A 26,271-nucleotide genomic window follows, 5' to 3' on the forward strand; every position below is an offset into this window, starting at 1 on the left:
GGCGGCGGCTCCGACATTGTAGGCGGGCGAAGCACACGCTGCAGACCTGCGCGCAACCGGAGGCGCGCTACGTGCGGAGCCCCGTCGGCCGATGGCCGCCGCCTTTTCTTCCCTGCCTCATATGCGGGCATAATGCGTGCGATTTCGACGGCATCGAACCCATTGCCAAACCCGAACCATTGGGAGGAAGCTCCATGACCCAGGCCACTGCAGATCTCTGCGACGCGCACGAGGACCAGCTCGCCGCCGGCACGCTGCGCGTGCTCGATCCGGTCTTTCGTTTCTTCGGCCGCACGCCGGCCTTTTGCGGTCCGGCCGCCACGCTGAAGGTCTTCGAAGACAACACGCTCGTGCGTGCCGCGCTCGAACAGCCCGGCGAGGGCCGCGTGCTCGTGGTGGACGGCGGAGGTAGTCTGCGATGCGCGCTGGTCGGGGGCAACCTCGGCAAGCTCGGAGAGACCAACGGCTGGGCGGGCATCGTGGTGTACGGCTGCGTGCGCGACACGGTCGAGCTCAACGAATGCGAGATCGGTATTGCCGCGCTGGCCACGAACCCGCAGCGCAGCCAGAAACGCGGCGGCGGCGAGCGCGACGTGCCGGTGCGCTTGCCCGGCACCACCGTGCGGCCTGGCGAATGGGTCTACGCCGATGCGGACGGCGTGCTGGTTGCCAACGTGCCGCTCTGAAGTCGGGAGACGCTTGATGCAGTACGTGTTCGTCTACGGCACCTTGCGGGCGGGAGAGATCAACGACATCAATGCAGCCGCGGCGCGCTACGACATCGCGGCGCCGGTGCTCGTGGGCGAGGCCTGTGTGCCGGGGAGGCTGTTCGACTTCGGCGCGTATCCGGGCCTGGTGGTGGAGCAGGTGGGCGATCGCGCGTTGCCTGTGAAGGGCGACGTCTACGAGATCGACGATGCGCTCGTCGCCGTGCTCGATGAGATCGAAGAGGTGTATCCGGGCGTGGAAGGGTTGTTTCTCGCCCGCCACACGCAGGTCGAGGTGCGCGGCGTGGCCTTCACCTGCCGGTTCTATCCCGTCGCGCTGGAGTCGACGAGAGGATTGCCGGAGATCAGGAACGGAGACTGGGTGGCGCATCGTCGCGCGCGCTGAGCGACGTCTGAGGTCGCCCGAGGGTTTCTCAATCCGCGTGCGCTACGCCGCCACCCATTCCGCCCGCTACTGCAAGCCGGCCCGCCTTTCACAGCCGGGCCGGCCCCGCAATAGCAGTCACGATACTCAGATTTCCTCGTACAACGGCAGCGTGAGGAATTCCGTGAACTGCTCTGCCGTCGACATCTGCTCGAAGATTTCAGCCGCGCGCTCGTACGGCGCCGTATCGCCCCCCACCACGTTCTTCACCTTCACGAGTTCCTCTTTCGCGAGGGTGCGCACGAGTTCGGCCGTGACCTTGCGGCGGTCCTCCAGCGTGCCCTTCGGCGAGCGGATCCACTGCCATACCTGGGAGCGCGAAATTTCCGCCGTGGCGGCGTCTTCCATCAGGTTGTGGATCGGCACGCAGCCGTTACCGGTGAGCCACGAGCCCAGGTAGTGGATGCCCACGTTGATGTTGTTGCGCAGACCCGTTTCGGTGATCGGCGCTTCCGGACGGAAGTCGAGCAGATCCTTCGCCGTCACCTGCACGTCGTCGCGCTGCTTGCCGATCTGGTTCGGCTTGTCGCCAAGCACTTTGACGAACTCTTCCATCGCCACGGGCACGAGGCCCGGGTGCGCGACCCAGCCGCCGTCGTAGCCGTCGCCTGCGTCGCGCGCCTTGTCCGAACGCACGCCGCCCATTGCCTTGTCGTTGGCGGCCGGATCGTTCTTGATCGGAATCAGCGCGCTCATGCCGCCGATAGCCGGCGCATTGCGGCGGTGACACGTCTTGAGCAGCTGCAGTGCGTAGGCGCGCATGAACGGCACGGTCATCGTGATCTGCGAGCGGTCCGCGAGGCAGAAGTCCTTGTCGTTCTTGAACTTCTTGATGGCCGAGAAGATGTAGTCCCAGCGGCCCGCGTTGAGGCCCGAGCTGTGCTCGCGCAGTTCATAGAGAATCTCGTCCATCTCGAACGCAGCGAGGATCGTTTCGATCAGCACCGTCGCGCGGATCGTGCCGCGGGCAATGCCGACAGCTTCCTGGGCGGCGACGAAGACGTCGTTCCACAGACGCGCTTCGAGATGGCTCTCCATCTTCGGCAGGTAGAAGTACGGGCCGCTGCCGCGCGCGATCAATTCCTTCGCGTTGTGGAACAGGTACAGCGCGAAGTCGAAGATGCCGCCCGAGACGCGCTGGCCGTCCACGGTCACGTGCTTTTCGTCGAGGTGCCAGCCGCGCGGACGCACGATCAGCGTCGCAATCTTGTCGTTGAGGCGATACGACTTGCCGTTCTGCTCGAGCGAAATGGTGCGGCGGACAGCGTCCTTGAGATTGATGTGACCGGTGATCTGGTTGTTCCAGTTCGGGGTGTTCGAGTCCTCGAAGTCGGTCATGTACGAGTCCGCGCCCGAGTTCAGCGCGTTGATGATCATCTTGCGCTCGACCGGGCCCGTGATTTCCACGCGGCGGCATGCCAGGTCTTTCGGCAGCGGGGCAATGGTCCAGTCGCCGTCGCGCACGCTCTTCGTTTCGACGAGGAAGTCGGGGCGCTCGCCGGCGTCGAGGCGCTTCGTGCGCTCGGCGCGTGCCTTGAGCAGTTCCTGGCGGCGCGGCTCGAACGCGCGATGCAGTTGCGCGACGAGCGCCAGCGCCTCTGGCGTGAGGATCGTTTCGAAGCCCGGCGCGATCTCGCCGGTAATCTGCATGCCCTGCGGTGTCTGCAACGAATTGGCCATGATGGCTGCTCCCTGGTCGGTCAGATGTGAGTCGGATGTGAATCGGATGTGAAAGCGGTTACTGCGTACGCCGTCCACGCGGAACGGCGGCCCTTCATGCGCCGGGGCTGTGGCGCACGCGGGCCGCGCTCCGGTCGGGCGGCGCATGGGTTTCGAGAAATGCGGCGAGTTCCGCCATGCCGCTGCCTGTGCCGTCGGGCCGCACGCCGAGTTCCTCGGCGGGCGCGCCCTGGCGGTTGATCCAGAACGTGGTGTAGCCGAACCAGCCGGCGCCCGCGGCGTCCCAACCGTTCGACGAAACGAACACGATGTCGCGCGGGGCGGCACCGAAAGCCTGCGTGCCGAGTGCATAGGCTGCGGGCGAGGGCTTGTAGGCGCGCACGGCGTCCACGGAAAGCACGTGATCGAAGAGCCCGGTCATGCCGGCGCTCTTGATGGCGATGTCGAGCATCTGCGGATTGCCGTTCGAGAGAATGGCGAGGCCCGGTGCTCCGCCTGCGCTATTGCTGCTATTGCGGGCGCGCAACTGCCGCAGCACGGGCAGCACGTCGGGAAAAGCCGAGAGACACGCGTATTCGTCCATCAGCCGCTTTTCACCGGTGGCGGTGAGCGGCAGGCCCAACTTGCGGGCGGAGAAGCGCAAGGCGTCGAGCGTGACGTTCCAGAACGGCTGGTAGCGCGCGCCGCCTTCGGGGTCGGAGAGCGTGCGCAGCTGCGTGTATTCGATCTGCTTTTGCCGCCACAGCTGCGACAGCGCGATTCCGTGGCCCGCGAACAACTGCTCGGCTGCGGCGACGACCGAATGCACGTCGAAGAGCGTGCCGTACGCGTCGAAAATCACTGCTTTGGGAAAGGGTGTCGTTGTGGCCGACATAGCCGTGCGCTCCGTTATCAGAGGTCAACGACGATTCTATTCGTGATGATAAAAGCAAAGAAAGCCCTGAATCGTCACTTGATCTTTTACTTCCATCTACCTAATCTGTCGCTCACCGCTCGGAAACTCATTTTTCCGACGCTCGAACCGCTTACGGTGACGCGATGGACCGCTTCAAACAGATCGAAACCTTCGTTGCCGTGGCGGCGAAGGGCAGCCTCTCGGCCGCGGCACAGGCCGAGGGCGTGGCGCCCGCCATCATCGGGCGGCGCATCGACGCCCTCGAAGAGCGCCTCGGCGTGAAACTGCTTGTGCGCACCACGCGGCGCATCACGCTCACGTTCGAAGGCTCTGCGTTTCTCGAAGACTGCCAGCGCGTGCTGCATGAGATGCAGAACGCCGAAGCGAGCGTGTCGGCGGGCGGGGTCAAGGCGAGCGGCCACCTGCGCGTTTCGGCGCCGGCGGGTTTCGGACGGCGCCACGTGGCGCCGCTCGTGCCCGCGTTCACCGTGGCGCATCCCGACGTCTCGGTCACGCTCGATCTCTCGGACCGCATGGTGGACCTCGTGAATGAAGGCTTCGACTGCGCCGTGCGTCTCGGCGAACTGCCGGATTCGTCGCTCGTGTCGTTGCGGCTGGGCGAGAACCGGCGGCTCTGCGTGGCTTCGCCGGGCTACCTCGCACGCCGCGGCGCGCCGGCCACGCTCGCCGATCTTGCCCATCACAATTGCCTTGCGCTGGCGGCGAGCGCCAACCAGCAGCGTGGCTGGACGTTCCAGCAGGACGACAAGGTGGTCTCGATCCGCGTCTCGGGCACTATGGAATGCTCGGACGGTGCGGTCCTGCACGAATGGTGTCTCGAAGGGCACGGGCTCGCGTGGCGCTCCTGGTGGGAAGTCGGCACCGACGTGCTGGCCGGACGGCTCGTGAGCGTGCTCGACGCTTTTGCCGCGCCGCCCATCGGCATTCACGCCGTGTTTCCGCAGCGCCGCCATTTGCCGCTGCGCGTGCGGCTCTTTCTCGATTTCCTCAAACATACCTACGAGCAGCCCGGGTACTGGGGCGAAGGTTGACGCCGCGCCTTGCGCCGCGCCGCGCGCGGGTTTCCGATATGGGTACAGACCCGCACCCGTGTGCTGGGGCGTTTTTCGGCGCACTAGAATCGAAGCAAGAGGTCCGCGATGCGAGACCATTCCGACACCACCGCCGCAGTCCGGCGCTGTGCAGATCGCGCCGCTGCCCACCACGGAGGGCGCCATGTTCAGGCACATCCTCGTTCCAACCGACGGATCGGAACTGTCGAAGAAGGCGATCGACGGCGCCATCGATCTCGCCCGAGCCGTGGGGGCGCGCGTGACGGCGTATGCGTGCCTGCCGCAATATCCGTACTCGCCGTTTTCCGAAGTCGTGATCGAGCCGCCCGTCGATTTCCAGCAGCGCAGCGAACGTGAAGCGCAGGTGCATCTGCAGGAGGTCGAGCAAGCCGCGCGCAGCGCGGGCGTGGCCTGCGACTGCCAGACGAGCGTGCACCCGTCACCGTATCTCGGGATCATCGAAGCCGCGGAGCAGGGCGGTTGTGACGTGATCTTCATGGCCTCGCACGGACGGCGTGGCCTGGGCAGCCTGCTGATCGGCAGCGAGACGCAGCGCGTGCTGACCCATACGAAGATTCCTGTGATCGTGTATCGATAGCGACAAGCGAGGCCGTCAAAAAACGCGGCCCGCAGCGAAATCGCGCCGGTGGTCCGGCGCGTTTCGTTCTTTTGCGTGCTGTCGCGGTTGTGCCGCGTTGGCATTTTTTCCAGGCTTGCAGTCCGTCGTGTGGGGGCGACCATACCGGTCCTGCGAACGCGCGTACCCCAACGCGCAGCCTGGTGTGGGGGCGGGTGGTACCTGAGGTATCCACCCGCCGCGCCTCCTCCCTGATTTGTTTTTCGAAGCCGGGATTATTCGGGCCCGGGGACCGGACCCGGCAATCCGCTGGCAACCCGCTGGGTCAGGCGACCTTCTTGTCGAAGAACTGCTCGTCTTCCGTCGAACCGTGCAGCGCCGTGGTGGAGGCGTCGCGCTCCACCGTCTGCGTGACGGCGTCGAAGTAGCCCGTGCCCACCTCGCGCTGGTGCTTGACCGCGGTGAAGCCCTTCTCGGCGGCGGCGAACTCGGCCTGCTGGAGTTCGACGAACGCGCTCATCTGCTGGCGCGCATAGCCGTGCGCGAGATTGAACATCGAGTAGTTGAGCGCGTGGAAGCCGGCGAGCGTAATGAACTGGAACTTGTAGCCCATCGCGCCGAGTTCCTTCTGGAACTTCGCGATCGTCGCGTCATCGAGGTTCTTCTTCCAGTTGAACGACGGCGAGCAGTTGTAGGAGAGCAGCTTGCCCGGGAACTGCTTGTGGATCGCCTCGGCGAACTTCTTCGCGTATTCCAGATCCGGCTTGCCCGTTTCGCACCAGATCAGGTCGGCATACGGCGCGTAGGCGAGACCGCGCGACACGGCCTGCTCGAGGCCCGGCTTCGTGCGGAAGAAGCCTTCCACCGTGCGTTCGCCCGTGAGGAACGGCTTGTCGTTGTCGTCGACGTCGGACGTGATGAGGTCGGCAGCTTCGGCGTCGGTACGCGCGACGAGCACGGTCGGCGTGCCGCAGACGTCGGCGGCGAGGCGCGCGGCGACGAGCTTGGCCACGTTTTCGCGGGTCGGCACGAGCACCTTGCCGCCCATGTGACCGCACTTCTTCACCGAGGCGAGCTGGTCTTCGAAGTGCACGCCCGAGGCGCCGGCCTCGATCATGGCCTTCATCAGTTCGAATGCGTTGAGCACACCGCCGAAGCCGGCTTCGGCGTCGGCCACGATGGGTGCGAAGAAGTCGACGTAGCCTTCGTCGCCTTCGTTCTTGCCCTCGGACCACTGGATCTGGTCGGCGCGCGTAAGCGTGTTGTTGATGCGCTTCACGACGAGCGGCACCGAGTTCGCCGGATACAGCGACTGGTCGGGGTACATTTCGCCGGCCACGTTGGCGTCGCCCGCTACTTGCCAACCCGAGAGGTAGATCGCCTTGAGGCCGGCCTTGACCTGCTGCATGGCCTGGTTGCCGGTCAGGGCGCCGAGCGCGTTCACGAACGGCTCGTTGTTCACGAGTTGCCACAGCTTTTCGGCGCCGCGCTTTGCGAGCGTGTGCTCGACCTGCAGCGAGCCGCGCAGGCGCACGACGTCCTCGGCGCTATAGCCGCGCTTGATGCCTTTCCAGCGCGGATCGGTTTCCCATTGCTGCTGCAGTTCCTGAGCCTGTTGTTGACGCGTCGTGGTCATGATGTGCTCTCCTTAGATTGCCTTGAAGTGAATCGATGGACTGGCTGTCTTCGCGAAACGGCGACCCTGGGAGGGGAGCGGGGCGATTCGTTTCGTGAAGTCTTATATAAGAGTCTAGGCAAAAGCAGACGGCTGCAACAGGGCGGGAGTCAGGTTTTTGAGAGATTTATTATTGTTTAAAATCAAATATTTGGTTTATTCGTTCCATGATGAGAAATGTCGTTTTCCATCCTGGAACGCGGTAGCTTGTGCCACGCAGCACGAAATTTTACGACTCAAAAGATTTTTTCATATCGTGAAATTTGGCGAGGCATAAAAAAAGACCGGTGCCAGGGCACCGGTCTTTAGAACCTTTGCGGCGGCACAAGAGGCCGCCGGTCGGGAAATCAGGCGTGTTGCGCTGGACGCGAACGGGGATTAGTCGCCGCGGCGCGAGGTGCGCGGACCATCCTGCCGGCGGCCGCTGTAGCCACCTTCGCGGGAACCACCAAAGCCACGCGAGTCGCCGGAGCCGCTGCGCTGACCGCCGGGGCGGCCGTCGCGCGCGCCGTAGCCATCGCGGGACTGGCCGCCGCTCGGCGCGCCGTAACCGCCGCGAGAAGCACCATCCGCAGACTTGTTGGCCCAGCCGCCAGTGCGTTGACCGCCCTGGCCGTAGCCACCGCCCGGCTTGCCGTTACCGAAACGGCGACCGCTGTTACCGCCGCCGTTGCCGCCACCGGGACGGCCACGGCCAAAACCGCGATTGGCCGGCGCCGTTTTGCGCGGCTCGAAGCCTTCGACCACGTTGACGGGTAACGTGGTGTGCACGAAGCGTTCGATGCGCTTGAGCGCGCCTTGCTCGGCGTGATGCACGAGGCTCACCGCGATACCCGAGCGACCCGCACGACCCGTACGGCCGATGCGGTGCACGTAGTCTTCGGCGAACTTCGGCAGGTCGTAGTTGAACACGTGCGTGATGCCCGGAATGTCGATGCCGCGCGCAGCCACGTCGGTTGCCACGAGCACGCGAACGCGGCGCTCGCGCAGCGCGCGGATGGTCCGGTTACGGGCGCCCTGGGGCAGGTCGCCATGCAGCGCGGCCGTTTCGAAACCGGCGTCGGCAAGACGCCCGGCCAGCTGGTCAGCGTCCATCTTGGTCGCCGTGAACACGATGGCCTGGTCGAGGCCGGTGTCGCGCAGCAGATGGTCGAGCAGACGGTTCTTATGGTCACGGTCGTCGACGTAGTGCACCGTCTGGGCGATGTTCGTGCGCGATTCCATGCGTTGCACGATCTCGATACGCTCGGGGTCCTTCAGCAGGCGCCCCGTGAGCGAGCCGATCTTGCCGTCCAGCGTGGCCGAGAACAGCATGGTCTGACGCGTGGCCGGCGTGGCGGCGACGATCGTTTCGATGTCGTCGATGAAGCCCATGTCGAGCATGCGGTCGGCTTCGTCGAGCACGAGCATCTGGAGTTCGGACAGGTCGATACGGCCACGCTCGAGGTGATCGAGCAGACGGCCCGGCGTCGCAACGAGAATCTCGGGGTTCTTTGCGAGCAGCATCAACTGCTGGCCATAGGCGACGCCGCCCAGAATGCTCAGCGTGCGCAGGCGGCGCAGATGCTTGCCGTAGGTCGACGCGGCGGTGGTTACCTGCATGGCGAGTTCGCGCGTGGGCGTGAGCACGAGGAGACCGGGGCGCGCGACGGGTTGCGGACGGCGGCCGCGGCGGTCGCCTTGTCCATCGGCCGAACGCGGCTCGCGCGGCTGGCTGGCTTGTGCCTTCTGCAGTTGGGCGAAGCGCTCGATGGCGGGCAGCATGAACGCTGCGGTCTTGCCGGAGCCCGTGGGGCTCGAAACGAGCAGGTCGCGGCCCGCGATGGCGGCGGGAATGGCGCGCTCCTGCACCGGCGTCGGAGCCTTGTAGCCCGCTGCGGTGAGCGCCGAGACGATTTCGGGCGAGAGGCCGAGCGACGCGAACGTCGGGCCTTCCGGCGTGGCAGCGGCGTCGTGCGCAGGCGCGGCGTGCTGTTCGTCGGCAGCGAACACTTCGTTGGCGAGGGCGGTCAGCGGGCTGGGGGTGTTACTCGAAGTCATGTAAATCCTTGGAACGCAGGAAATGGAACGTCGGCGCCAATCGACACAACCCTGGTCGTCGGATTCAGCGGGCATGAAGCCGCGAGCAAATCGAAAAACGGGGGCAACTCGCAATTGTGAGCGAGTTTCTAGTTAGAAGCTGTTTCGGATGCGACGCACCGGGATGGTAAGCCGCCAGCCTGATCTTTGACGGCCCGAACAGGGCCAAGGCAGAGGGGGACAGGTTCTAAACTGGATTGGAGCATAACGCTACGAAGCGCTGTGCCGCGAAACCGGTTTGCACCGAGGCCAAGGCAAAACGCAGCCCGCATTATAAAGAGATTTGTTGCGCTGCGCCACATTCATTTCGGTTTTTTGCGCCCGGCCTCGCGAGCGTCAGGAAGCCGTGCCGTTTTTCAGCGATTCCACGAGTTCGACGTACTGCTGGCGCGCCGTTTCCTGCGGCGTACCCTTGAGCGCGGCCCAGGCGTCGTGCTTGTATTTGCCGACGATATCGGCGAAACCGGGTTTGTCGCCGTGGACGTCGCCTTCGGTTGCCTGCTTGAAGAGCGCGTATAGACGCAGCAGCGTCAGATTGCCGGGCCGTTCGGGCAGCTGTTTCACGTCTTCCTGGGCTTGTGCGAACAGGGCATCGACATCGCTCATCGTTTTCTCCATGGCAGTAGCGGGAATGGGCGTCGATGGTAACAGCCGCGCTGCCCGTGACGCTGGAGCAACCCTTCCAAACGGCGCGCAGGCCGACCACCGCCCGTGGGGGCAAGGGCGGGGCATTACAATAGCGGGCATGACTCAGACCGTGCTGCTTGCCATCGATACATCGACCGAATTCTGCTCGGTCGCCTTGCTTTGCTCCGCCGGCGATACGTCCGGCGCTTCCGCACCCGCCGCGCCGCGCATCTGGATGCGCCACGAGGCCACCGGCGCGGTGTCCAGCACCCGTCTTCTACCCGCGATTCGCGAACTGTTCGACGAGGCGGGCTTCGTCCTCGCCGACTGCGGCGCGATTGCATTCGGCGCCGGACCGGGCTCGTTCACCGGCTTGCGCACCGCAACGGGCGTCGCCCAGGGGCTCGCATTCGGACTCGGGGTGCCGGTCGTGCCGGTCGGCACGCTGCTCGCATGCGCCGAGGCGGCGCGGCTTGCCGACCCGTCGGTCACACGGGTGCTTGCGGCGCTCGATGCCCGCATGGACGAGGTCTACTGGGCGGACTTCGCATGGGACGGTGAGCAGCAAGAATGGCGCACGATTCAGGCAGCGTCGCTGGATGCGCCTGCGCACCTTTCAATTCCCGATGTGCCGTTCACACTCGCCGGCAATGCCGCGGCGGCGTTCGGCGAGCGCCTGCCCGCGGCGGCACATGCCCAGCGCGTGGACGGCGATGCCGTACCGCATGCCCGCGCGGTCGCGACCGCGGCGCTGCGTGCACTGCGCGCCGGCCGCACCGTGCGCCCCGACGAAGCCGCGCCCGAGTACGTGCGCAACAAGGTTGCGCAAACGGTAGCCGAGCGCCTCGCGGCCAGGTCGGCACAAGCTCATGCCGGCACCACGCCCGCGTCGGCCTCTCGCGAGGCGCGCGGCGGCCAGGGGGGCGCCGTTGCCCACGATGGTTCCGAGGGCACGCGATGAGTGGCGTGTTGCTGGCCGACCGCTATCTGTCTCCGATGACGGAAAGCGATCTCGACGAAGTCGTATCGATCGAGAAGGTCGCCTACGAATTCCCCTGGACGCGCGGCAACTTCGAGGACTCGCTGCGCAATGGCTACTTCGGCATCTGCATGCGGCACGTGACGGGCACGCTGCTCGGCTACTGCGTGTTGATGCCGGTGGTCGACGAGCTGCACGTGCTCAATCTCTGCGTGGCGCCCAGCGCGCAGGGCGCGGGCGCCGGGCTCGCGCTGCTGCGCGAGGCGGTACGCACGGCGCGCAATCAACGGCTCGAGGGACTGCTGCTCGAGGTGCGACCGTCGAATCATCGGGCGATCCGGCTGTACGAGCGTTTCGGGTTCAAGTCGATCGGGCGGCGCAAGAATTACTATCCGGCGCGCCATCGCAGCCGGGAGGACGCGATCGTGATGCGTTTTTCGTTTGCAGAGGAGGGCGCGCATGACGCTCCATGAGACCGTGCTGGAAGAACTGGGCCTCGCGCCTTTGTGGGTGCGCCGTGGTGCGCAAGACCAGGGGCCTGCCGGCGCGAGCGCCGAATCTCGTGCGGATCTGCCGCCGATAGCGGTGGCGGCGGGGGATCGTGATGCGGACGTTGCGCCTCGCGCCGCGGTGCCGGCCGCACGGCACGAGGCGCAGGCTTCGGGCGTTCTCGCCCCGGCAGTGGCCGTATCGCCCGCCGTGGCTCGAACGTCGGGCAGCGCTGCGGCCGTCGCGAACGCCCCGACAGCTAAAGCGTCCGGGGGAGCCGACGCCGACACGGTGGTCCCGCCTTCGGCCACCACCGCTCCGTTCGTCGACGAACCGCCGCCCGCCGAAGACGACTTTGCCTGGTTCGATGCTCCGTCGTCCGCGCCGGTGCAGGAAGCGCCAGCAGCTCAGGATGCGCCCGACGCGCCGTCCGTCTCGACGCTCGATTGGGACGCACTCGCCGCCCGCGTGGCCGACTGCCACCGCTGCCGCCTCTGCGAAAAACGCACCAACACGGTGTTCGGCGTGGGCGACCGCGAGGCCGAATGGATGCTGGTCGGCGAGGCGCCCGGCGAGAACGAAGACCGTCAGGGCGAGCCGTTCGTCGGCCAGGCGGGCAAGCTGCTCGACAACATGCTGCGTGCGCTCGCGCTTGCGCGGGGCAACAACGTCTACATCGCGAACGTCATCAAGTGCCGCCCGCCCGGCAACCGCAATCCCGAGCCCGACGAGGTCGCGCGCTGCGAGCCTTACCTCCAGCGCCAGGTCGCGCTCGTGAAGCCGAAGATTATCGTTGCGCTCGGCCGCTTCGCCGCGCAGAGCCTGCTCAAGACCGACGCCAGCATCTCATCGCTGCGCGGCCGCGTGCATGAGTACGAAGGCGTGCCCGTGATCGTCACGTATCACCCCGCGTACCTGCTGCGCAGTCTCCACGACAAGGCGAAGGCGTGGACCGACCTTTGCCTTGCGCGCGACACGTGGCGCAAGGGCGCGGGCGGCGAGAAATGAAGACCGGCGTGCCGGGCGAGTCCGACGCCACCGTGCCGGACGAGCCGGCACTGCCGGCCCGGTCGCAGACGTCGGTGCACGCGGGCGCGCACATTGGGTCGCCCTCGCAGGCTCAGCCCGACCCGACAGCCGAACGGCCAACCGACGTTCGACCTGACAGGCCATCCAATATCGTTTGGGACTCGCGGTCGCAGCCCAGCGCACACGCCCATGACGATGCCCGCCTCGATGCGCTGCGCGATACCGCCGTGCGAGACCTCGCGTGGCTGCTTTTCAGTCCTGGCCTGTTGTGCGCGCAGCCGCTTGCCGACCTGCTCGCGAATCCGTTCGAATCGGCCAACGAGCGTGCCGCCACCATCGACTGGCTCGCTGCGCTCGATCGCGACGCGCTCGCGCTGCACAGCGCCATCGCGGCGGCGCGCGTGACGCGTCTTGGCCGTTATGCCGAATGTCTGCTTGGCTGGTTTCTCCAGCACGGTCCCGCCGCACGGCTCGTGGCAGCGAACGTCGCGCTACGCCGCGCGGGCGTCACGCTCGGCGAATGCGATTTTCTCGTGGAGACTCAGAGCGGTCGCCGCCTGCATTGGGAACTGGCTGTGAAGTGCTACCTGCATGCGGGCGAGGGGCACGCGCGCCTCGCGGATTACGTCGGCCCGAATCTGCAGGATCGCTTCGACCTCAAGTTGTCCCACCTGCTCGATCATCAGTTGCCGCTCAGCGGACGTGAGGAGTTCGCGACGCTCGGGCATCGCGGGCCGTGGGAGGCGCGGATGTTCATCAAAGGCTGGTTGTTCTATCAGGCGGAGAACCTGCCCGCCGACGCTGCGGGCCACGCGGAGGCGCTTGTGCCCGAACTCGCACCCGAACTCGCGCCCGATCATGCACGCGGCTGGTGGACGACACGCGTCGACTGGCCTCGCTTTGCGTTGGGCCACGCCACGGCCTGGCGTGTGCTGTCCCGGCTCGAATGGCTGGCGCCGCGCCGGCATCATGACGACGAAGGGCAGATGCCATTCGTCGACAGCCACACACTGACCCAACAACTTGAAGACAAAGCCGGTCCGGCAATGGTGGCCGCGTTCGCGCGCGACGCGAGCGGCACCTACACGGAGCGCTCACGCGGTTTTATCGTGCCGGACGAGTGGCCGCGCCACGCCCAGGCATTCGCGCGCCGGTGACGTGCTACGCGCTTTCGCGCGTCACCACCAGCGATAGAAGTGATGAACGGGTCCCACGCCGTGGCCGACATCGAGCCGGCTGCTCGCTTCGATGGCACCCGTCAGATATTGCTTGGCGTCGGCTACCGCTGCGGCCAGGCTGTCGCGCTGCGGCGCGAGTGCCGCAATTGCCGACGAAAGGGTGCAGCCCGTTCCGTGCGTGTTCCTGACCGGCACGCGTGCACCGCCCAGGCGCAGCGTGCCGCTCTCCTGCACGAACCAGTCGGGACTCTGGTCAGTACCCAGATGCCCGCCCTTCACCAGCACAGCGCGTGCGCCCAGCGCCCGCAGGGCTTCGCCCTGGCGCACCATGCCGGCTTCGTCGGTCACCGTCGCTTCACCAAGCAGCGCGGCCGCCTCGGGCAGGTTCGGCGTCACCACGTCGGCGAGCGGCAGCAGTTCGTCGCGCAATGCGGCAACCGCGTCCGCCGTGAGCAAGGCGTGATTGCTCTTCGAGATCATCACCGTGTCGAGCACGATGCAGGGCGGCCGATAGCGTGCAAGTGCGGCCGCGACCGCGCGCACGATAGCCGCGTTCGCCAGCATGCCGATCTTGACTGCGTCGATGCGGATGTCGTCGAACACGGCATCGAGCTGGGCCGTGACGAACGCCGGCTCCGGCGCGTGGACGCCCGTCACGCCGCGCGTGTTCTGCGCAGTGAGCGCCGTAATCACGCTTGCTCCGTACGCGCCGAGCGCGGAGAAGGTTTTCAGGTCGGCCTGGATGCCGGCGCCGCCGCCGGAGTCGGACCCGGCGATGGTGAGCACATTGGAAATGGGATGATTCATGACAGCGAGAGGGCGTGGGATTGCCCGATCAGTGCTTCACTTCGCCGATGAGCGCGACCGAATCGAACGCGCGCTGGTTTGCCTGGTGGCGCCGCATCACGAGCCACATCATGAGGCACACGAAGGTGCCGAACAGCACGATGACGAGCGCGACCGGCACGTCGAGCCAGACGAGCACGGCATAGAGGCAGAGCATCACGAGCACGGAGAGGTTTTCGTTGAAGTTCTGCACGGCGATCGAATGGCCGGCCGAGAGCAGCACGTGCCCGCGATGCTGGAGCAGCGCGTTCATCGGCACCACGAAAAAGCCGGAGAGACTGCCCACGAACATCAGGAATACGTAGGCGATCAGCAGATAGACCGGCACGTGCAGCCGCCCGACGGAGATGTTCCAGTGCGGCGGAAAGAAGTCGCGCGTGTAGAACGCCATCAGCATGACCGCGATGCCCATGATGATGCCCACGGGCAGCACCGACAGCGACTTCTTGAGCGGGATGCGCGCTGCGGCGATCATCGCGCCGGCCGCCACGCCGACCGCCACCACGGCCTGCAGGAGAGCCCCTTCGGAGAGCGACATGCCGAGCGAGACCTCGGCCCACTTGAGCACGATGAATTGCAGCGTGGCGCCCGCGCCCCAGAAAAGCGTGGTGACCGCCAGCGAGATCTGGCCCAGCTTGTCGCGCCAGAGCACGAGGAAGCAGTCGGCGAAATCGGTGACGAGCTTGATGGGCCCGCGCTCCTGCTTCGGATAACGGGCGCCGGTGTCGGGAATGCGCAGATTGAAGAGCGCCGCGATGACGTAGATCGACATGATCACGAACATCGCCGCTTCGGCGGGCGTGTTGATGGAAGGCGGCGTGTAGCGGATGACGTGCGAGGCGATGTGCGGGCTGATCAGCGCGCCGCCCAGCACCGTGCCGAGAATGATGGAGCCGACCGTGGTGCCCTCGATCCAGCCATTCGCGGCGACGAGCCGGTCAGGCGGCAAGAGTTCGGTGAGAATGCCGTACTTGGCGGGCGAGTAGGCCGCTGCGCCGAAGCCCACCACGCCATAGGCGAAGAGCGGATGCGTGCCGAACAGCATCATCAGGCAGCCCACGACCTTGATCGTGTTCGTGATGAACATGACGCGGCCCTTGGGCCGGGAATCGGCAAACGCTCCCACGAACGCAGCAAGGACGACGTACGACAGCACGAAGAACAGCTTCAGCAGCGGCGTCATCCAGTTTGGAGCGTGGAGATCTTTGAGCAGAGCAATGGCAGCGATCAGAAGCGCGTTGTCGGCCAGCGAAGAAAAAAACTGCGCGGCCATGATGGTGTAAAAGCCTTTTCTCATCTGATGATGCGATGCTGTCCTCTCTGCCGTCCGTCCGCCCCGGACGGCTGTAAGGCATCCGGGCTTATTACGATCGAAATGGGTTGTGCGCACGGCTTTATATCACGAAAATAGCGGCATTCGGACTAGCAGATACCTCAGCCGCACCATCCGGCGGACTTCCAGGCGCTGAAAACGCATTGTAAGCTCCTGATTTGAAAGCGTCTTTACGAAAACTTCCCATGCCGCGTCCCCTCTCAGCCACGATTCACACCGCCGCTCTTGCCAACAATCTCGCCGTCGTGCGCCGCTGCGCGCCCAAGTCGAAAATCTGGGCTGTCGTGAAAGCCAACGCCTACGGTCACGGGCTCGCGCGTGCGTTCCCGGGGCTTCGCGCAACCGACGGCTTTGGATTGCTCGACCTGGAAGAAGCGGTGAAGTTGCGTGAGCTGGGCTGGGCCGGGCCTATTTTGTTGCTCGAGGGCTTCTTTCGTCCGACGGATATCGACGTCATCGATCGCTATAGCCTCACCACCGCCATTCACTCGGACGAGCAGATGCGCATGCTCGAAATGGCGCGTTTGTCGAAGCCGGTCAATATCCAGCTGAAAATGAATAGCGGCATGAACCGTTTGGGTTATACGCCCGAGCGGTTCCGTGCGGCATGGGAGCGCGCGCGTGCCTGCGCGGGCATCGGCCAGATCACGTTGATGACCCATTTCTCCGACGCCGACAGCGAGCGCGGCATCGGCTACCAGATGGAGGCGTTCGAGCGCGGCGCCGAGGGCATCGCGGGTGCGCGCAGCCTCGCGAATTCGGCGGCCACGCTCTGGCACCCGTCGGCGCACTTCGACTGGGTGCGCCCCGGCATCATTCTGTACGGGGCATCGCCATCGGGCGTGAACGCCGCGATCGACGGCGCGGGCCTGCAGCCGGCCATGACGTTCGCTTCCGAACTCATCGCCGTGCAGACCGTGGCAAAAGGGCAGACCGTGGGCTACGGCTCGACCTTCAAGGCGCGCGAGACCATGCGCATCGGCGTGGTCGCCTGCGGCTACGCGGACGGCTATCCGCGCATCGCGCCGGAAGGCACGCCCATTATTGTGGACGGCGTGCGCACGCGGGTGGTGGGCCGCGTCTCCATGGACATGCTCACTGTCGATCTCACGCCGTGCCCGAACGCGAACGTGGGCACGCGCGTCGAGCTGTGGGGCAATGCCTTGCCCATCGACGACGTGGCGCAAGCGTGCGGCACGATCGGTTACGAGCTGATGTGCGCGATCGCGCCGCGTGTGCCGGTGCGGGCGGAATAACGCGTGGCCCGACCGAAGACGCTGTACACCTGCACCGAGTGCGGCGGGCAGGCGCCGAAGTGGCAAGGGCAATGCCCCGCCTGCGGCGCGTGGAACACGCTCGTCGAAACCGTCGCTGAGCCGGCCGGCACAAGGCGCTTCCAGTCGCTCGCGAAGACTGCGACGGTGCAGCGGCTCGCCGATATCGAAGCCTCCGATGTGCCGCGTTTCACCACCGGCGTGGGCGAGTTCGACCGCGTGCTGGGCGGCGGTCTCGTGGCAGGCGGCGTGGTGCTGATCGGTGGCGACCCGGGTATCGGCAAATCGACGTTGCTGCTGCAATCGCTCGCGCAGATTGCAAGCGAGCGCCGCGCGCTGTACGTGAGCGGCGAGGAATCCGGCGCACAGATCGCCTTGCGCGCCCAACGGCTCGCGCTGCTGGAGCCGGGGGCGAAGGCGAGCGACCTTCAGTTGCTTGCCGAAATCCAGCTCGAAAAAATTCAGGCCGTCATCGAGGCCGAACGGCCCGACGTGGCCGTGATCGATTCGATTCAGACCATCTATTCCGAGGTGCTTTCGTCGGCGCCGGGATCCGTCGCACAGGTGCGCGAATGTGCCGCACAACTCACGCGCTTAGCCAAGCAGTCGGGTACCGCGATCATCATGGTCGGGCACGTCACGAAAGAGGGTAATCTGGCGGGGCCGCGTGTGCTGGAGCACATCGTCGATACGGTGCTGTACTTCGAAGGCGACACGCATTCGTCGTTTCGCCTTGTGCGCGCATTCAAGAACCGCTTCGGCGCGGTCAACGAACTGGGCGTGTTCGCCATGACCGAGCGCGGCTTACGCGGGGTCGCCAATCCTTCCGCGCTGTTTCTTTCGCAGCACGAGCAAACCGTGCCGGGCTCGTGCGTGCTCGTCACGCAAGAGGGGTCGCGGCCGCTGCTCGTGGAAATCCAGGCGCTCGTGGATACGGCGCACGTGCCCAATCCGCGGCGGCTCGCGGTCGGCCTCGAACAGAACCGGCTCGCGCTGCTGCTCGCGGTACTGCATCGGCATGCGGGCATTGCGTGTTTCGATCAGGACGTTTTTCTCAACGCGGTGGGCGGCGTGAAGATTACCGAGCCCGCCGCCGACCTTGCCGTGTTGCTCGCCATTCATTCGTCGATGCGCAACAAGCCGTTGCCGAAGGGCCTCATCGTGTTCGGCGAAGTGGGGCTGGCGGGCGAGATCCGGCCGTCGCCCCGCGGGCAGGAGCGGCTCAAGGAAGCGGCGAAGCTTGGTTTTTCGCGGGCGCTCATTCCGAAGGCCAATGCGCCGAAGCAGCCGATCGACGGCCTTCAGGTCATCGCGGTCGAGCGCATCGAGCAGGCGATCGACCGCGTGCGCGAGTTCGAATAGCGGATCGCGAGGCGCGATCAGGCCGTGTTCGGCTGCGAGCCGTTTCGAGTGGAGCGCTATGTTGTCCCTCGCCTTGCGGACGCTTTGTGGCCGTAATCGGCTGTAACGGACGCCGTGGACGCTGTAACCCATGAGACATCTCTTTTCCCTATGCTCGATTCGGTCTGCATTCCGTTTCGAGCGGGAAGGGTGGTGCCTTGAAACAGTCTCATGAATCCGTGGGCCAATGCGCCGTCGTGGTGCGCGGCTGCCGCGTGTCCGATCCGATCCGTCAGCCGTGGGGCGGCGCATGCCGCATCGTCGAGTGGATTGACAGCGATGGTCAGATTTCCCGCCGCGTCGTCGCGGAACACGTGACGGCTGCAGAAGTGCGCAGCACCATTGCGCGCCACGTGGAAGGGCGTAAGCATCGGCTCTACGACGACGAGCGCGAACCACGGCAGACCTTGCCACGGCGTTGAGGCTTGAGCGCGGAACACGCCTCTGGGTGTCACCGAGTTCGCCGGTTCAGGCACCACACTTGACGCCTGTTCAATACTTGTCTTGCCGTTGCGGCCCTGCGAGCGGCGTTCGTATGTTGGTCGTCTTTTCCTGCTGTGCCGCGGTGCGCGCTTCTGGGGCTTTCTCTGCATCCGGCTGTTCTGCCGTCGCACTCGTGAAGAGCGGATGCCGTGCGGCTTCCGCCGGTGTGAGCACCGGCGAGACGCAGCAGTCGAGCGGCTCCAGCAGCTTCGACCAGTCCTCGAGTGTCCGGCTGGCAATCACGCCGGCCAGTTCGCGCGTGAGCGCGGCGGCGTCGGCACCGCCAACGGCCTGCCCGAGACTCCAGTGCCGCGTGCCCCATTCGGGCCGATCGATCGCCGCGCACAGCGTCTCCCAGAACTTCAGCTCCAGCGCGCCGACCGCAAGCCAACGCCCATCGAGTGTTCGATACAGGTTGTAGCAGGGCACCCCGCCGTTGAGCAGGCTGCCGCCCGCGTTCGGACCTTCTTCTTCGTCGTTGGCGAGCGCGATTTGCGCGACGATGTTGTGGGCGTAGGTGGCGTGGGTCATCGATACGTCGAGGAAACGGCCTTCGCCGCCGCGCGATACGTGCCAGAGCGCCGCGAGAATTTGCGTCACCGCGCTGAGCGCGCCGCCCAGCAGATCGGCAATCTGGAAGTTGGGCAGTACGGGCGTGCCGTCGCTCGAGGCAAGCTGGTCCAGTACGCCGGCATAGGACACGTAGTTGAGGTCATGGCCGGCGCGACGTGCGAACGGCCCGCTCGAACCGTAGCCCGTGATGGCGCAATAGACGAGTTTCGGATTGACCTCGCGCAGCGTGTCGTAGCCAAGGCCGAGCCGTGCCATCACGCCGGGGCGAAAACTTTCCACGAGCACGTCCGCGTCGCGAGCCAGCGCCTTCAGCACGTTGCGACCACTTTCCGACTTCAGGTCGAGCCGCGTTTCCCGCTTGCCACGATTGACGATGCGGTAGAACGCGCCGGGGCGGCCCGCTACCCGGTCTGCGGCGCTCTGCATCATCACCCGGGCGTCGTCGCCGGCACCCGGGGCCTCGATTTTCAGCACGTCCGCACCGAGTTCCGCGAGCCGTAACGTGGCGACGGGGCCGGGCAGCAGGCGCGTCAGATCGAGCACGCGCAAGCCTTGTAGTACAGCGGGAGACGGCACTCTCAATCTCCTTGTCGACGACGATGGGGCGTGCTCCGGGCGCCATATGACGCGGCCGGCTCGCGCCGTTCGTTAACCGATCTGCTCCAGTTCCTCGTGCGCATCGAGCCATTGCGCTTCCAGTGCTTCGATCTGCCCGGCCACCTCACCCTGCCGACGGATCGCCTCGGTCAGCCGGGCCTTGTGCTGTGCTTCGTAGCTCGCGGGATCGGCAACGAACGCATCGAGCGAGGCTTTCTCGGCGTTGAGTGAATCCATTTCCTTTTCGATCTTCGCGATGCGCGTCTGCAGCGGCTTTTTCAGCTGCGACAGCTTCTGCCTTGTTTCGGCTTCCTGGCGCCGCAGGTCCTTGCGGTTCTGCGAACCTTCGGCCGCCGCTTGCGGCGCCTCGCTCGCCTTGAGCGCGGCACGTTGCTGCGCGGCATGCTCGAGCAGCCAGTTGCGGTAATCGTCGAGATCGCCATCGAACGGTTGCAGGCGATGCTTCGCCACCAGCATGAACTCGTCCGTGGTGGCGCGCAGCAGGTGGCGGTCGTGAGAGACGACGATCAACGTGCCTTCGAACTGCGCAAGCGCCATGGTGAGCGCATGACGCGTTTCGAGGTCGAGGTGGTTGGTCGGCTCGTCGAGCAGCAGCAGATTCGGCTTCTGCCAGATGATGAGCGCGAGCGCGAGGCGCGCCTTCTCGCCGCCTGAGAACGGCGCGATGGGCGCGGTGGCCATGTCGCCCGCGAAGTTGAAGCTGCCGAGGAAATCGCGCAGTTCCTGTTCGCGCGTGTCCGGCGCGAGACGCGCGAGATGTTGGAGCGGCGAATCGCTCGGGCGCAGCGTTTCGAGTTGATGTTGCGCGAAGTAGCCGATCTGCAGCCCCTTGCCCGTGCGCAACTCGCCCGCAAGCGGCGCGAGCGTGCCGGCCAGTGTCTTGATCAGCGTCGACTTGCCCTGGCCGTTCGCGCCCAGCAGACCGATGCGCTGACCGTTCTGGATGGAAAGCGTCACACCCTCGACGATGGGAATTTCGCCGCCGTCCGCCGCGCGATAGCCGCAGCGCACGCCTTCCATCACCATCATGGGGTTCGGTGCGGAATCGGGCTGGCGGAATTCGAACGTGAACGGCGAAGCGGCGTGCGCCGGCGCGATGAGTTCCATCTTTTCGAGCGCCTTCACGCGGCTCTGCGCCTGGCGGGCCTTCGTCGCCTTCGCCTTGAAGCGGTTGATGAAGCTCTGCAGGTGCGCCACGGTCTTCTGCTGCTTCTCGTACGCGCTTTGCTGCAAGGCGAGTTGCTGCGCGCGCAGAATCTCGAACTGCGAATAGTTGCCGCCGTACCGTTTGATCTGCCGCTGCTCGAGGTGCAGCGTGACGTTGCAGACCGAATCGAGGAACTCGCGATCGTGCGAGATCACGACCAGCGTGCCGGGATAGCGGCGTAGCCACTCTTCCAGCCACACGATGGCGTCGAGGTCGAGGTGGTTGGTGGGCTCGTCGAGCAGCAACAGGTCCGAGCGGCACATCAGCGCCTGCGCGAGGTTCAGGCGCATGCGCCAGCCGCCGGAGAAGCTGCTGACCGGCTGGCGCGTCTGTTCGAGCGTGAAGCCGAGGCCCAACAGCAGCGCTTCGGCGCGAGCCGGCGCGGTGTAGCCGTCCGCGTCCGCGAAGGCAGCGTGGGCTTCCGCTTCGGCGGTGCCGTCGTGGGCGGCGGATGCCGCTGCGATACGCGCTTCGATGTCGCGCAGTGCCGCATCGCCGTCCAGCGTGTAGTCCAGCGCGCTTTTGTCGACGGCCGGCGTTTCTTGAGCGACATGAGCGATCTGCCACGAAGGCGGTATCGAAAAGTCGCCGGCGTCCGCGTGCAATTCGCCGCGCAACACGGCAAACAAGGTCGATTTGCCGGCGCCGTTCGCGCCGACGAGCCCGGCCTTTTCGCCGGGATTCAGCGTGAACGACGTCTGATCGAAAAGCGGCTTCGTGCCGCGCGTAAGACTGAACTGGTTAAAGCGGATCACAACGAGGCCCGGCGCTGACAAAAACGCTATTCTAGACTGTGCTACCCGCTCGGAGGATCGGCCGGACGGCCACGGGCGCGCGCGGGCCTTTTCGCTTAGACTGGCGCTACTTTTTTGCGAGGAAAGCACAGATGACTTCGATCTACTCGTTCTCGGCTGCCGCGTTGAACGGCGAGCCGGTCAGCCTCGAGCGCTATCAGGGCAAGGTGATGCTGATCGTCAACACGGCGAGCGAATGCGGGTTCACGCCGCAATATGCCGGTCTGCAGCAACTGCACGAGCAATACGCGGCGCGCGGCCTCGCGGTGCTCGGTTTTCCGTGCAATCAGTTCGGCAAGCAGGAGCCGGGCGACGCGGCGCAGATCGGCAGCTTCTGCGAAAAGAACTATGGCGTGTCGTTCCAGATGTTCGACAAGATCGACGTGAACGGTGCGGGCGCGCACCCGCTGTATCGTTTCCTCACGGAAGAGGCGCCGGGTCTGCTTGGGCTTGAAGCGATCAAGTGGAACTTCACCAAGTTTCTGGTCGACCGCAACGGCAACGTCGTAAAGCGCTACGCGCCCGTCACGAAGCCCGAATCCATCGCGGCCGATATCGAAAAGCTGCTGTAGCGCGAGCGGCGCGCCGAGCCTGCTTGCGCCGCTACAGGATAGGCGCGAAGAGCCGCGCCACGTGCATGGTCATCTTTCGCCACGCGGGCGCATTGCGGTACTCGGTACGATCGATCTCGAACGCTTCGTCGAAGTCGTGCTGCAGCATGGCCTCCACCTCGGCGGCGAAGGCCTGGTCCACGGTCAGCACCATGATTTCGAAGTTAAGGCGGAACGACCGGTTGTCGAGATTCGCGCTGCCTACCGCGGCCGCCACGTCGTCGATCAGTACCACCTTCTGGTGCAGGAAGCCCGGCCGGTAGCGAAAGATGCGAATGCCTGCCCGTATCGCGTCCCAGGCGTAGAGCTTCGAGGCTTCGAACACCACGTAGTGGTCGCGCCGGCTGGGGATCATGATGCGTACGTCCACGCCGCGCAGCACGGCCAGCCGCAACGCCGAGAACACGGCTTCGTCGGGCACGAGATAGGGCGTCGTGATCCAGATGCGCTTGCGTGCCGCATTGATCGCTTCCACGAAAAAGAGCGAGCAGGTTTCCTGGCGGTCCGCCGGGCCGCTTGGCAGCACGAGGCAATGCATGTCGTCGCTGTGCGTGGCAGGCGGCGAGTCAAGCGGGGGCAACTGCTGCGTAGCCCAGTACCAGTCTTCGGTGAATACGAACTGGATGCTCGCAACCGCGGGACCGCGCACTTCGATGTGCGTATCGCGCCACGGCGAGAGCCTCGGGTTGGCGCCCAGATACTCGACGCCCACGTTGTGGCCGCCCACGAAGGCGCGCGCGCCATCGACCACCACGATCTTGCGGTGATTGCGGAAGTTGAGCTGAAACCGGTTGACGAAGCGCCGGTTTGTCGCGAACGGGTGCACCTCCACGCCGCCCGCGCGCAGCGCGGACACGTAGCGATGCGGCAGATCGAAACTGCCGATGCTGTCATAGAGGAAGTACACGCGTACGCCGCGTTTCGCGCAGGCAAGTAGCACGTCTTTGAGCATCTCGCCCAGCGCGTCGGCGCGCACGATGAAGAACTGCACGATCACATAGCGCTCGGCCTCGCCGATTGCCTCGAGGATGGCCGCGAACGTCGCGTCGCCGTTCACGAGCGTGCGCACGGTGTTGCCCGGCAGGAACGGCATGCCGCCGAGGCGCGTGAACGAGCGGATCACGCTCGTCCCCAGCGCGTCGGCAGGCTTGGCGCCCGACGAGCCCATCGAATCCCACTCGGGCGGATGAGCGCGCGAGCGCAGCGATTCGTTGCGCAGGCGCCGGGCGTCGGCGTAGCCCTCGAACTTGCTGCGGCCGAGGAACAGATAGGGAATCAGCGTGAAGTAGGGCATCGCCGTGAGCGAGACGGCCCACGCGATTGCGCCTTGCGAGGTGCGGGTGTTGAGGATGGCGTGGCACGCCGCGATGACGCCGAGGATATGCGCGAGCGCGACGAATGTGCCGAGATGGAGCAGATCGAATTGCATACCGGCGTACAGGGACTCCTGAACCGCTGCGCGCCGGCTGGCGCGCAGGCCCGCCCATCTTACCGGATGGTGTTGCGCCGCGGCTGTCGAGACCACTTGTGCCCGGACAGAAGGCGCGGCGATGCATCACGTGGTAGCGCGGCCGCTCGGACCCAGCGGTCGTCGGGCGTCGGCCGGTCACTCGGCCTCGTTCAGCCCGGCAGGTCCGCGGCCTGGATCAGGAACACGTTGTCGTCACCGGCGCTCGTCGGCAGCCAGACCAGATCGAGCCCGCCGAACGCCGCTTCGACATTCGCGCGCTCGTTACCGATCTCGACCACGAGCACGCCTTCGTCTGTCAGCCAGCGGCGCGCCTCGCCGATGATGCGGCGGACGATGTCCATGCCGTCGGCACCGCCCGCGAGTGCCATTTCCGGTTCGTGCCGGTACTCGGCGGGCAGCGTCTGCATCGATTCCGCGTTGACGTACGGCGGATTCGTGATGATGACGTCGTAGCGGCGCTCGGGCAGCGGGGCGAACAGATCGCCCTGAAAGAGCGAGATGCGCTCGTCGAGGTCGTGCTCATGGACGTTGCGTGCCGCGACTTCGAGCGCCGGCGCCGAGAGGTCCACGGCATCGATGTCCGCGTTCGGGAACGCGTGGGCGGCGAGCACGGCGAGGCAACCCGAGCCCGTGCAAAGTTCAAGCACCGCGCCGACCAGTTCCGGGTCTTCGACGTAGGGCTGCAAGCCGTCCTGCAGCAGCTCGCCGATGAACGAGCGCGGCACGATCACGCGCTCATCCACGTAAAAGCGCACGCCGTGCATCCATGCTTCGTGCGTGATGTAGGCAGCCGGCACGCGCTCGGTGGCGCGGCGCTCGATCACGCCGAGCACGGTTGTCGTTTCCTCGTCTGTGAGGCGCGCGTCGAGAAACGGATCGAGCAGGTCGAGCGGCAGATGCAGCGTGTGGAGAATCAGATACGCGGCTTCGTCGTAGGCGTTCGTGGTGCCGTGGCCGAATGCCAGTTCGGCTTCATTGAAACGTGTGACCGCGTAACGCAGCAGGTCGCGCACGGTCTGGAAGGTGGCGCAAAGCGGATGCGGCATGGTGGACTCCTCGTGTCGTGTCGGCGTGCGTGGTCGCATCAGGCGATCAGCTGTTCGAGCACGCGCCGGTAGACATTCTTGAGCGGTTCGACGAAGGCTACGTCGATATGCTCGTCGATCTTGTGGATGCTGCCGTTCGGCGGCCCGAATTCGACCACCTGCGGGCAGATGCGTGCGATGAAGCGGCCGTCCGAGGTGCCGCCCGTGGTGGAGAGTTCGGTGGAGACACCGGTCTCGTCGCGAATCGCCTTCTCGAGCGCGCTCGACAACTCGCCGCGCGGCGTGAGGAACGGCAGGCCGCTCACGGTCCATTGAAGATCGTAGTCGAGCCCATGGCGGTCGAGGATCGCGTGCACGCGCTGCTGCAGTCCTTCCACCGTGCTCGCGGTCGAGAAGCGGAAGTTGAAGAGCACGTCGGCGTGGCCCGGAATCACGTTGCTCGCGCCCGTGCCGCTGTGCAGGTTCGACACCTGCCACGTGGTGGGCGGAAAGTATTCGTTGCCGTCGTCCCAGCGTTCGGCTACGAGTTCGGCCAAGGCCGGCGCCAACAGATGAACGGGATTCTTCGCGAGGTGCGGATACGCGATATGTCCCTGCACGCCCTTGATGGTGAGCTTGCCGCTCATCGAGCCGCGCCGGCCGTTCTTCACGACGTCGCCGAGCGTGGCCGTGGACGTGGGTTCGCCGACGATGCAGTAGTCGAGCCGCTCGCCGCGCGCTTCGAGCCGGTCGACCACCTTGACGGTGCCATCCGTGGCCGGGCCTTCCTCGTCGCTCGTGATGAGGAAGGCAACGGAGCCGCGATGCTGCGGATGCGCCGCCACGAATTCTTCGCTTGCCACGACGAAACCGGCGAGCGACGTCTTCATATCCGCGGCGCCGCGACCGTAGAGCTTGCCGTCGCGAATGGCGGGCACGAACGGCGGCGAACGCCATTGTTCGAGCGGGCCGGTCGGCACGACGTCGGTGTGGCCCGCGAAGGCGAGCAGCTTGCCGTTGGTGCCGTCGGTGCCGCGCTTGACGGCCCAGAGATTGGTGACGCCGTGCGACTCGATGGTTTCGCACGCGAAGCCCAGCGGCGCGAGGCGCTCGATCAGGATCTGCTGGCAGTGCTGATCGTCGGGCGTGACCGATGCGCGGGCAATCAGCTGTTCGGTAAGGGCGAGGGTGCCGGACATGGG

Annotated in this window: 24 protein-coding genes; 12 read left to right on the top strand and 12 right to left on the bottom strand. The window is 65.7% G+C overall.

Annotation, left to right across the window (positions count from 1 at the left end):
- Positions 1-194: 194 nt before the first annotated feature.
- Together rraA and PXJ20_RS12270 are read left to right on the top strand one after the other, a co-directional pair.
- Positions 195-686, top strand: coding sequence for a ribonuclease E activity regulator RraA (gene rraA / locus PXJ20_RS12265; protein ID WP_017778103.1), 492 nt, complete (start codon positions 195-197; stop codon positions 684-686).
- A 16-nt stretch (positions 687-702) separates the two neighbouring features.
- Entirely contained in the window at positions 703-1,113 is a 411-nt protein-coding gene (locus PXJ20_RS12270) for a gamma-glutamylcyclotransferase family protein (protein WP_421030825.1), read from the top strand.
- A gap of 126 nt (positions 1,114-1,239) precedes the next feature.
- Here PXJ20_RS12270 and aceB read toward each other — a convergent pair whose 3' ends face one another.
- Positions 1,240-2,832 carry a malate synthase A gene (aceB, locus tag PXJ20_RS12275; protein WP_421030826.1) on the bottom strand — a complete coding sequence of 531 codons (1,593 nt, stop codon included), beginning with the start codon at positions 2,830-2,832 and terminating at the stop codon, positions 1,240-1,242.
- 94 nt (positions 2,833-2,926) lie between these two features.
- Complete coding sequence (locus PXJ20_RS12280; protein WP_421031011.1) at positions 2,927-3,727, bottom strand: haloacid dehalogenase type II; 801 nt, start codon at positions 3,725-3,727, stop codon at positions 2,927-2,929.
- A gap of 143 nt (positions 3,728-3,870) precedes the next feature.
- Between PXJ20_RS12280 and PXJ20_RS12285 the strand changes: the two genes are divergently transcribed.
- The gene (locus PXJ20_RS12285) at positions 3,871-4,779 is read left to right on the top strand and encodes a LysR family transcriptional regulator (RefSeq protein ID WP_017778107.1); all 909 of its coding nucleotides are present in this window, start codon (positions 3,871-3,873) and stop codon (positions 4,777-4,779) included.
- Positions 4,780-4,963: 184 nt separating this feature from the next.
- Positions 4,964-5,398, top strand: a complete 435-nt coding sequence (locus PXJ20_RS12290; RefSeq protein WP_026122112.1) for a universal stress protein — start codon at positions 4,964-4,966, stop codon at positions 5,396-5,398.
- A gap of 304 nt (positions 5,399-5,702) precedes the next feature.
- Here the strand turns inward: PXJ20_RS12290 and aceA are convergent, their stop codons facing one another.
- The 3 genes from aceA to PXJ20_RS12305 form a co-directional block, all read right to left on the bottom strand.
- Entirely contained in the window at positions 5,703-7,013 is a 1,311-nt protein-coding gene (gene aceA / locus PXJ20_RS12295; protein WP_017778109.1) for an isocitrate lyase, read from the bottom strand.
- Between the two features lie 417 nt (positions 7,014-7,430).
- Positions 7,431-9,092 carry a DEAD/DEAH box helicase gene (locus PXJ20_RS12300; RefSeq protein ID WP_421030827.1) on the bottom strand — a complete coding sequence of 554 codons (1,662 nt, stop codon included), beginning with the start codon at positions 9,090-9,092 and terminating at the stop codon, positions 7,431-7,433.
- Positions 9,093-9,467: 375 nt separating this feature from the next.
- Complete coding sequence (locus PXJ20_RS12305) at positions 9,468-9,737, bottom strand: acyl-CoA-binding protein (RefSeq protein ID WP_017778111.1); 270 nt, start codon at positions 9,735-9,737, stop codon at positions 9,468-9,470.
- Between the two features lie 139 nt (positions 9,738-9,876).
- On the opposite strand from PXJ20_RS12305, the gene tsaB reads away from it, so the two are divergent.
- From tsaB to PXJ20_RS12325, 4 genes are read left to right on the top strand one after another with little or no spacing between them, the layout of a single operon-like run.
- Positions 9,877-10,719 carry a tRNA (adenosine(37)-N6)-threonylcarbamoyltransferase complex dimerization subunit type 1 TsaB gene (gene tsaB, locus PXJ20_RS12310; RefSeq protein WP_421030828.1) on the top strand — a complete coding sequence of 281 codons (843 nt, stop codon included), beginning with the start codon at positions 9,877-9,879 and terminating at the stop codon, positions 10,717-10,719.
- Positions 10,716-11,210 carry a ribosomal protein S18-alanine N-acetyltransferase gene (gene rimI, locus PXJ20_RS12315; RefSeq protein ID WP_026122113.1) on the top strand — a complete coding sequence of 165 codons (495 nt, stop codon included), beginning with the start codon at positions 10,716-10,718 and terminating at the stop codon, positions 11,208-11,210. Before tsaB ends, rimI begins: the two co-directional genes overlap by 4 nt.
- Entirely contained in the window at positions 11,197-12,234 is a 1,038-nt protein-coding gene (locus PXJ20_RS12320; RefSeq protein ID WP_421030829.1) for a uracil-DNA glycosylase, read from the top strand. The genes rimI and PXJ20_RS12320 overlap by 14 nt, the downstream gene beginning before the upstream one ends.
- Positions 12,231-13,412 carry a DUF1853 family protein gene (locus tag PXJ20_RS12325; protein WP_421030830.1) on the top strand — a complete coding sequence of 394 codons (1,182 nt, stop codon included), beginning with the start codon at positions 12,231-12,233 and terminating at the stop codon, positions 13,410-13,412. The genes PXJ20_RS12320 and PXJ20_RS12325 overlap by 4 nt, the downstream gene beginning before the upstream one ends.
- A gap of 21 nt (positions 13,413-13,433) precedes the next feature.
- Here PXJ20_RS12325 and thiD read toward each other — a convergent pair whose 3' ends face one another.
- Positions 13,434-14,240 carry a bifunctional hydroxymethylpyrimidine kinase/phosphomethylpyrimidine kinase gene (gene thiD / locus PXJ20_RS12330; RefSeq protein WP_277597896.1) on the bottom strand — a complete coding sequence of 269 codons (807 nt, stop codon included), beginning with the start codon at positions 14,238-14,240 and terminating at the stop codon, positions 13,434-13,436.
- Positions 14,241-14,268: 28 nt separating this feature from the next.
- Positions 14,269-15,576: a lysophospholipid transporter LplT gene (gene lplT, locus PXJ20_RS12335; protein WP_017778115.1), complete on the bottom strand. Its 1,308-nt coding sequence runs from the start codon at positions 15,574-15,576 to the stop codon at positions 14,269-14,271.
- Positions 15,577-15,797: 221 nt separating this feature from the next.
- Between lplT and alr the strand changes: the two genes are divergently transcribed.
- From alr to PXJ20_RS12350, 3 genes are all read left to right on the top strand, one after another.
- Entirely contained in the window at positions 15,798-16,868 is a 1,071-nt protein-coding gene (alr, locus tag PXJ20_RS12340) for an alanine racemase (protein ID WP_421030831.1), read from the top strand.
- Between the two features lie 3 nt (positions 16,869-16,871).
- Positions 16,872-18,248 carry a DNA repair protein RadA gene (gene radA / locus PXJ20_RS12345; RefSeq protein ID WP_421030832.1) on the top strand — a complete coding sequence of 459 codons (1,377 nt, stop codon included), beginning with the start codon at positions 16,872-16,874 and terminating at the stop codon, positions 18,246-18,248.
- Positions 18,249-18,445: 197 nt separating this feature from the next.
- A complete protein-coding gene (locus PXJ20_RS12350) occupies positions 18,446-18,709 on the top strand; it encodes a DUF2866 domain-containing protein (protein ID WP_026122114.1) in 264 nt (87 codons plus the stop codon).
- Positions 18,710-18,779: 70 nt separating this feature from the next.
- Here PXJ20_RS12350 and PXJ20_RS12355 read toward each other — a convergent pair whose 3' ends face one another.
- Positions 18,780-19,919 carry a CaiB/BaiF CoA transferase family protein gene (locus PXJ20_RS12355; RefSeq protein ID WP_421030833.1) on the bottom strand — a complete coding sequence of 380 codons (1,140 nt, stop codon included), beginning with the start codon at positions 19,917-19,919 and terminating at the stop codon, positions 18,780-18,782.
- Between the two features lie 72 nt (positions 19,920-19,991).
- Positions 19,992-21,923: an ATP-binding cassette domain-containing protein gene (locus PXJ20_RS12360; protein WP_126875866.1), complete on the bottom strand. Its 1,932-nt coding sequence runs from the start codon at positions 21,921-21,923 to the stop codon at positions 19,992-19,994.
- 131 nt (positions 21,924-22,054) lie between these two features.
- Between PXJ20_RS12360 and PXJ20_RS12365 the strand changes: the two genes are divergently transcribed.
- A complete protein-coding gene (locus PXJ20_RS12365; RefSeq protein WP_017778121.1) occupies positions 22,055-22,534 on the top strand; it encodes a glutathione peroxidase in 480 nt (159 codons plus the stop codon).
- Between the two features lie 31 nt (positions 22,535-22,565).
- Here PXJ20_RS12365 and cls read toward each other — a convergent pair whose 3' ends face one another.
- The 3 genes from cls to dapE form a co-directional block, all read right to left on the bottom strand.
- Positions 22,566-24,002 (bottom strand): cardiolipin synthase, encoded by a 1,437-nt coding sequence (gene cls, locus PXJ20_RS12370; RefSeq protein ID WP_126875664.1) that lies wholly within the window; start codon positions 24,000-24,002, stop codon positions 22,566-22,568.
- Positions 24,003-24,193: 191 nt separating this feature from the next.
- Positions 24,194-25,090, bottom strand: coding sequence for a 50S ribosomal protein L3 N(5)-glutamine methyltransferase (gene prmB / locus PXJ20_RS12375; protein WP_199541527.1), 897 nt, complete (start codon positions 25,088-25,090; stop codon positions 24,194-24,196).
- A gap of 38 nt (positions 25,091-25,128) precedes the next feature.
- Entirely contained in the window at positions 25,129-26,268 is a 1,140-nt protein-coding gene (gene dapE / locus PXJ20_RS12380) for a succinyl-diaminopimelate desuccinylase (protein ID WP_421030834.1), read from the bottom strand.
- Positions 26,269-26,271 lie beyond the last annotated feature (3 nt).

It is taken from the genome of Paraburkholderia sp. A1RI_3L, from assembly GCF_048957895.1.
Taxonomy (GTDB): Bacteria; Pseudomonadota; Gammaproteobacteria; order Burkholderiales; family Burkholderiaceae; genus Paraburkholderia; species Paraburkholderia kururiensis.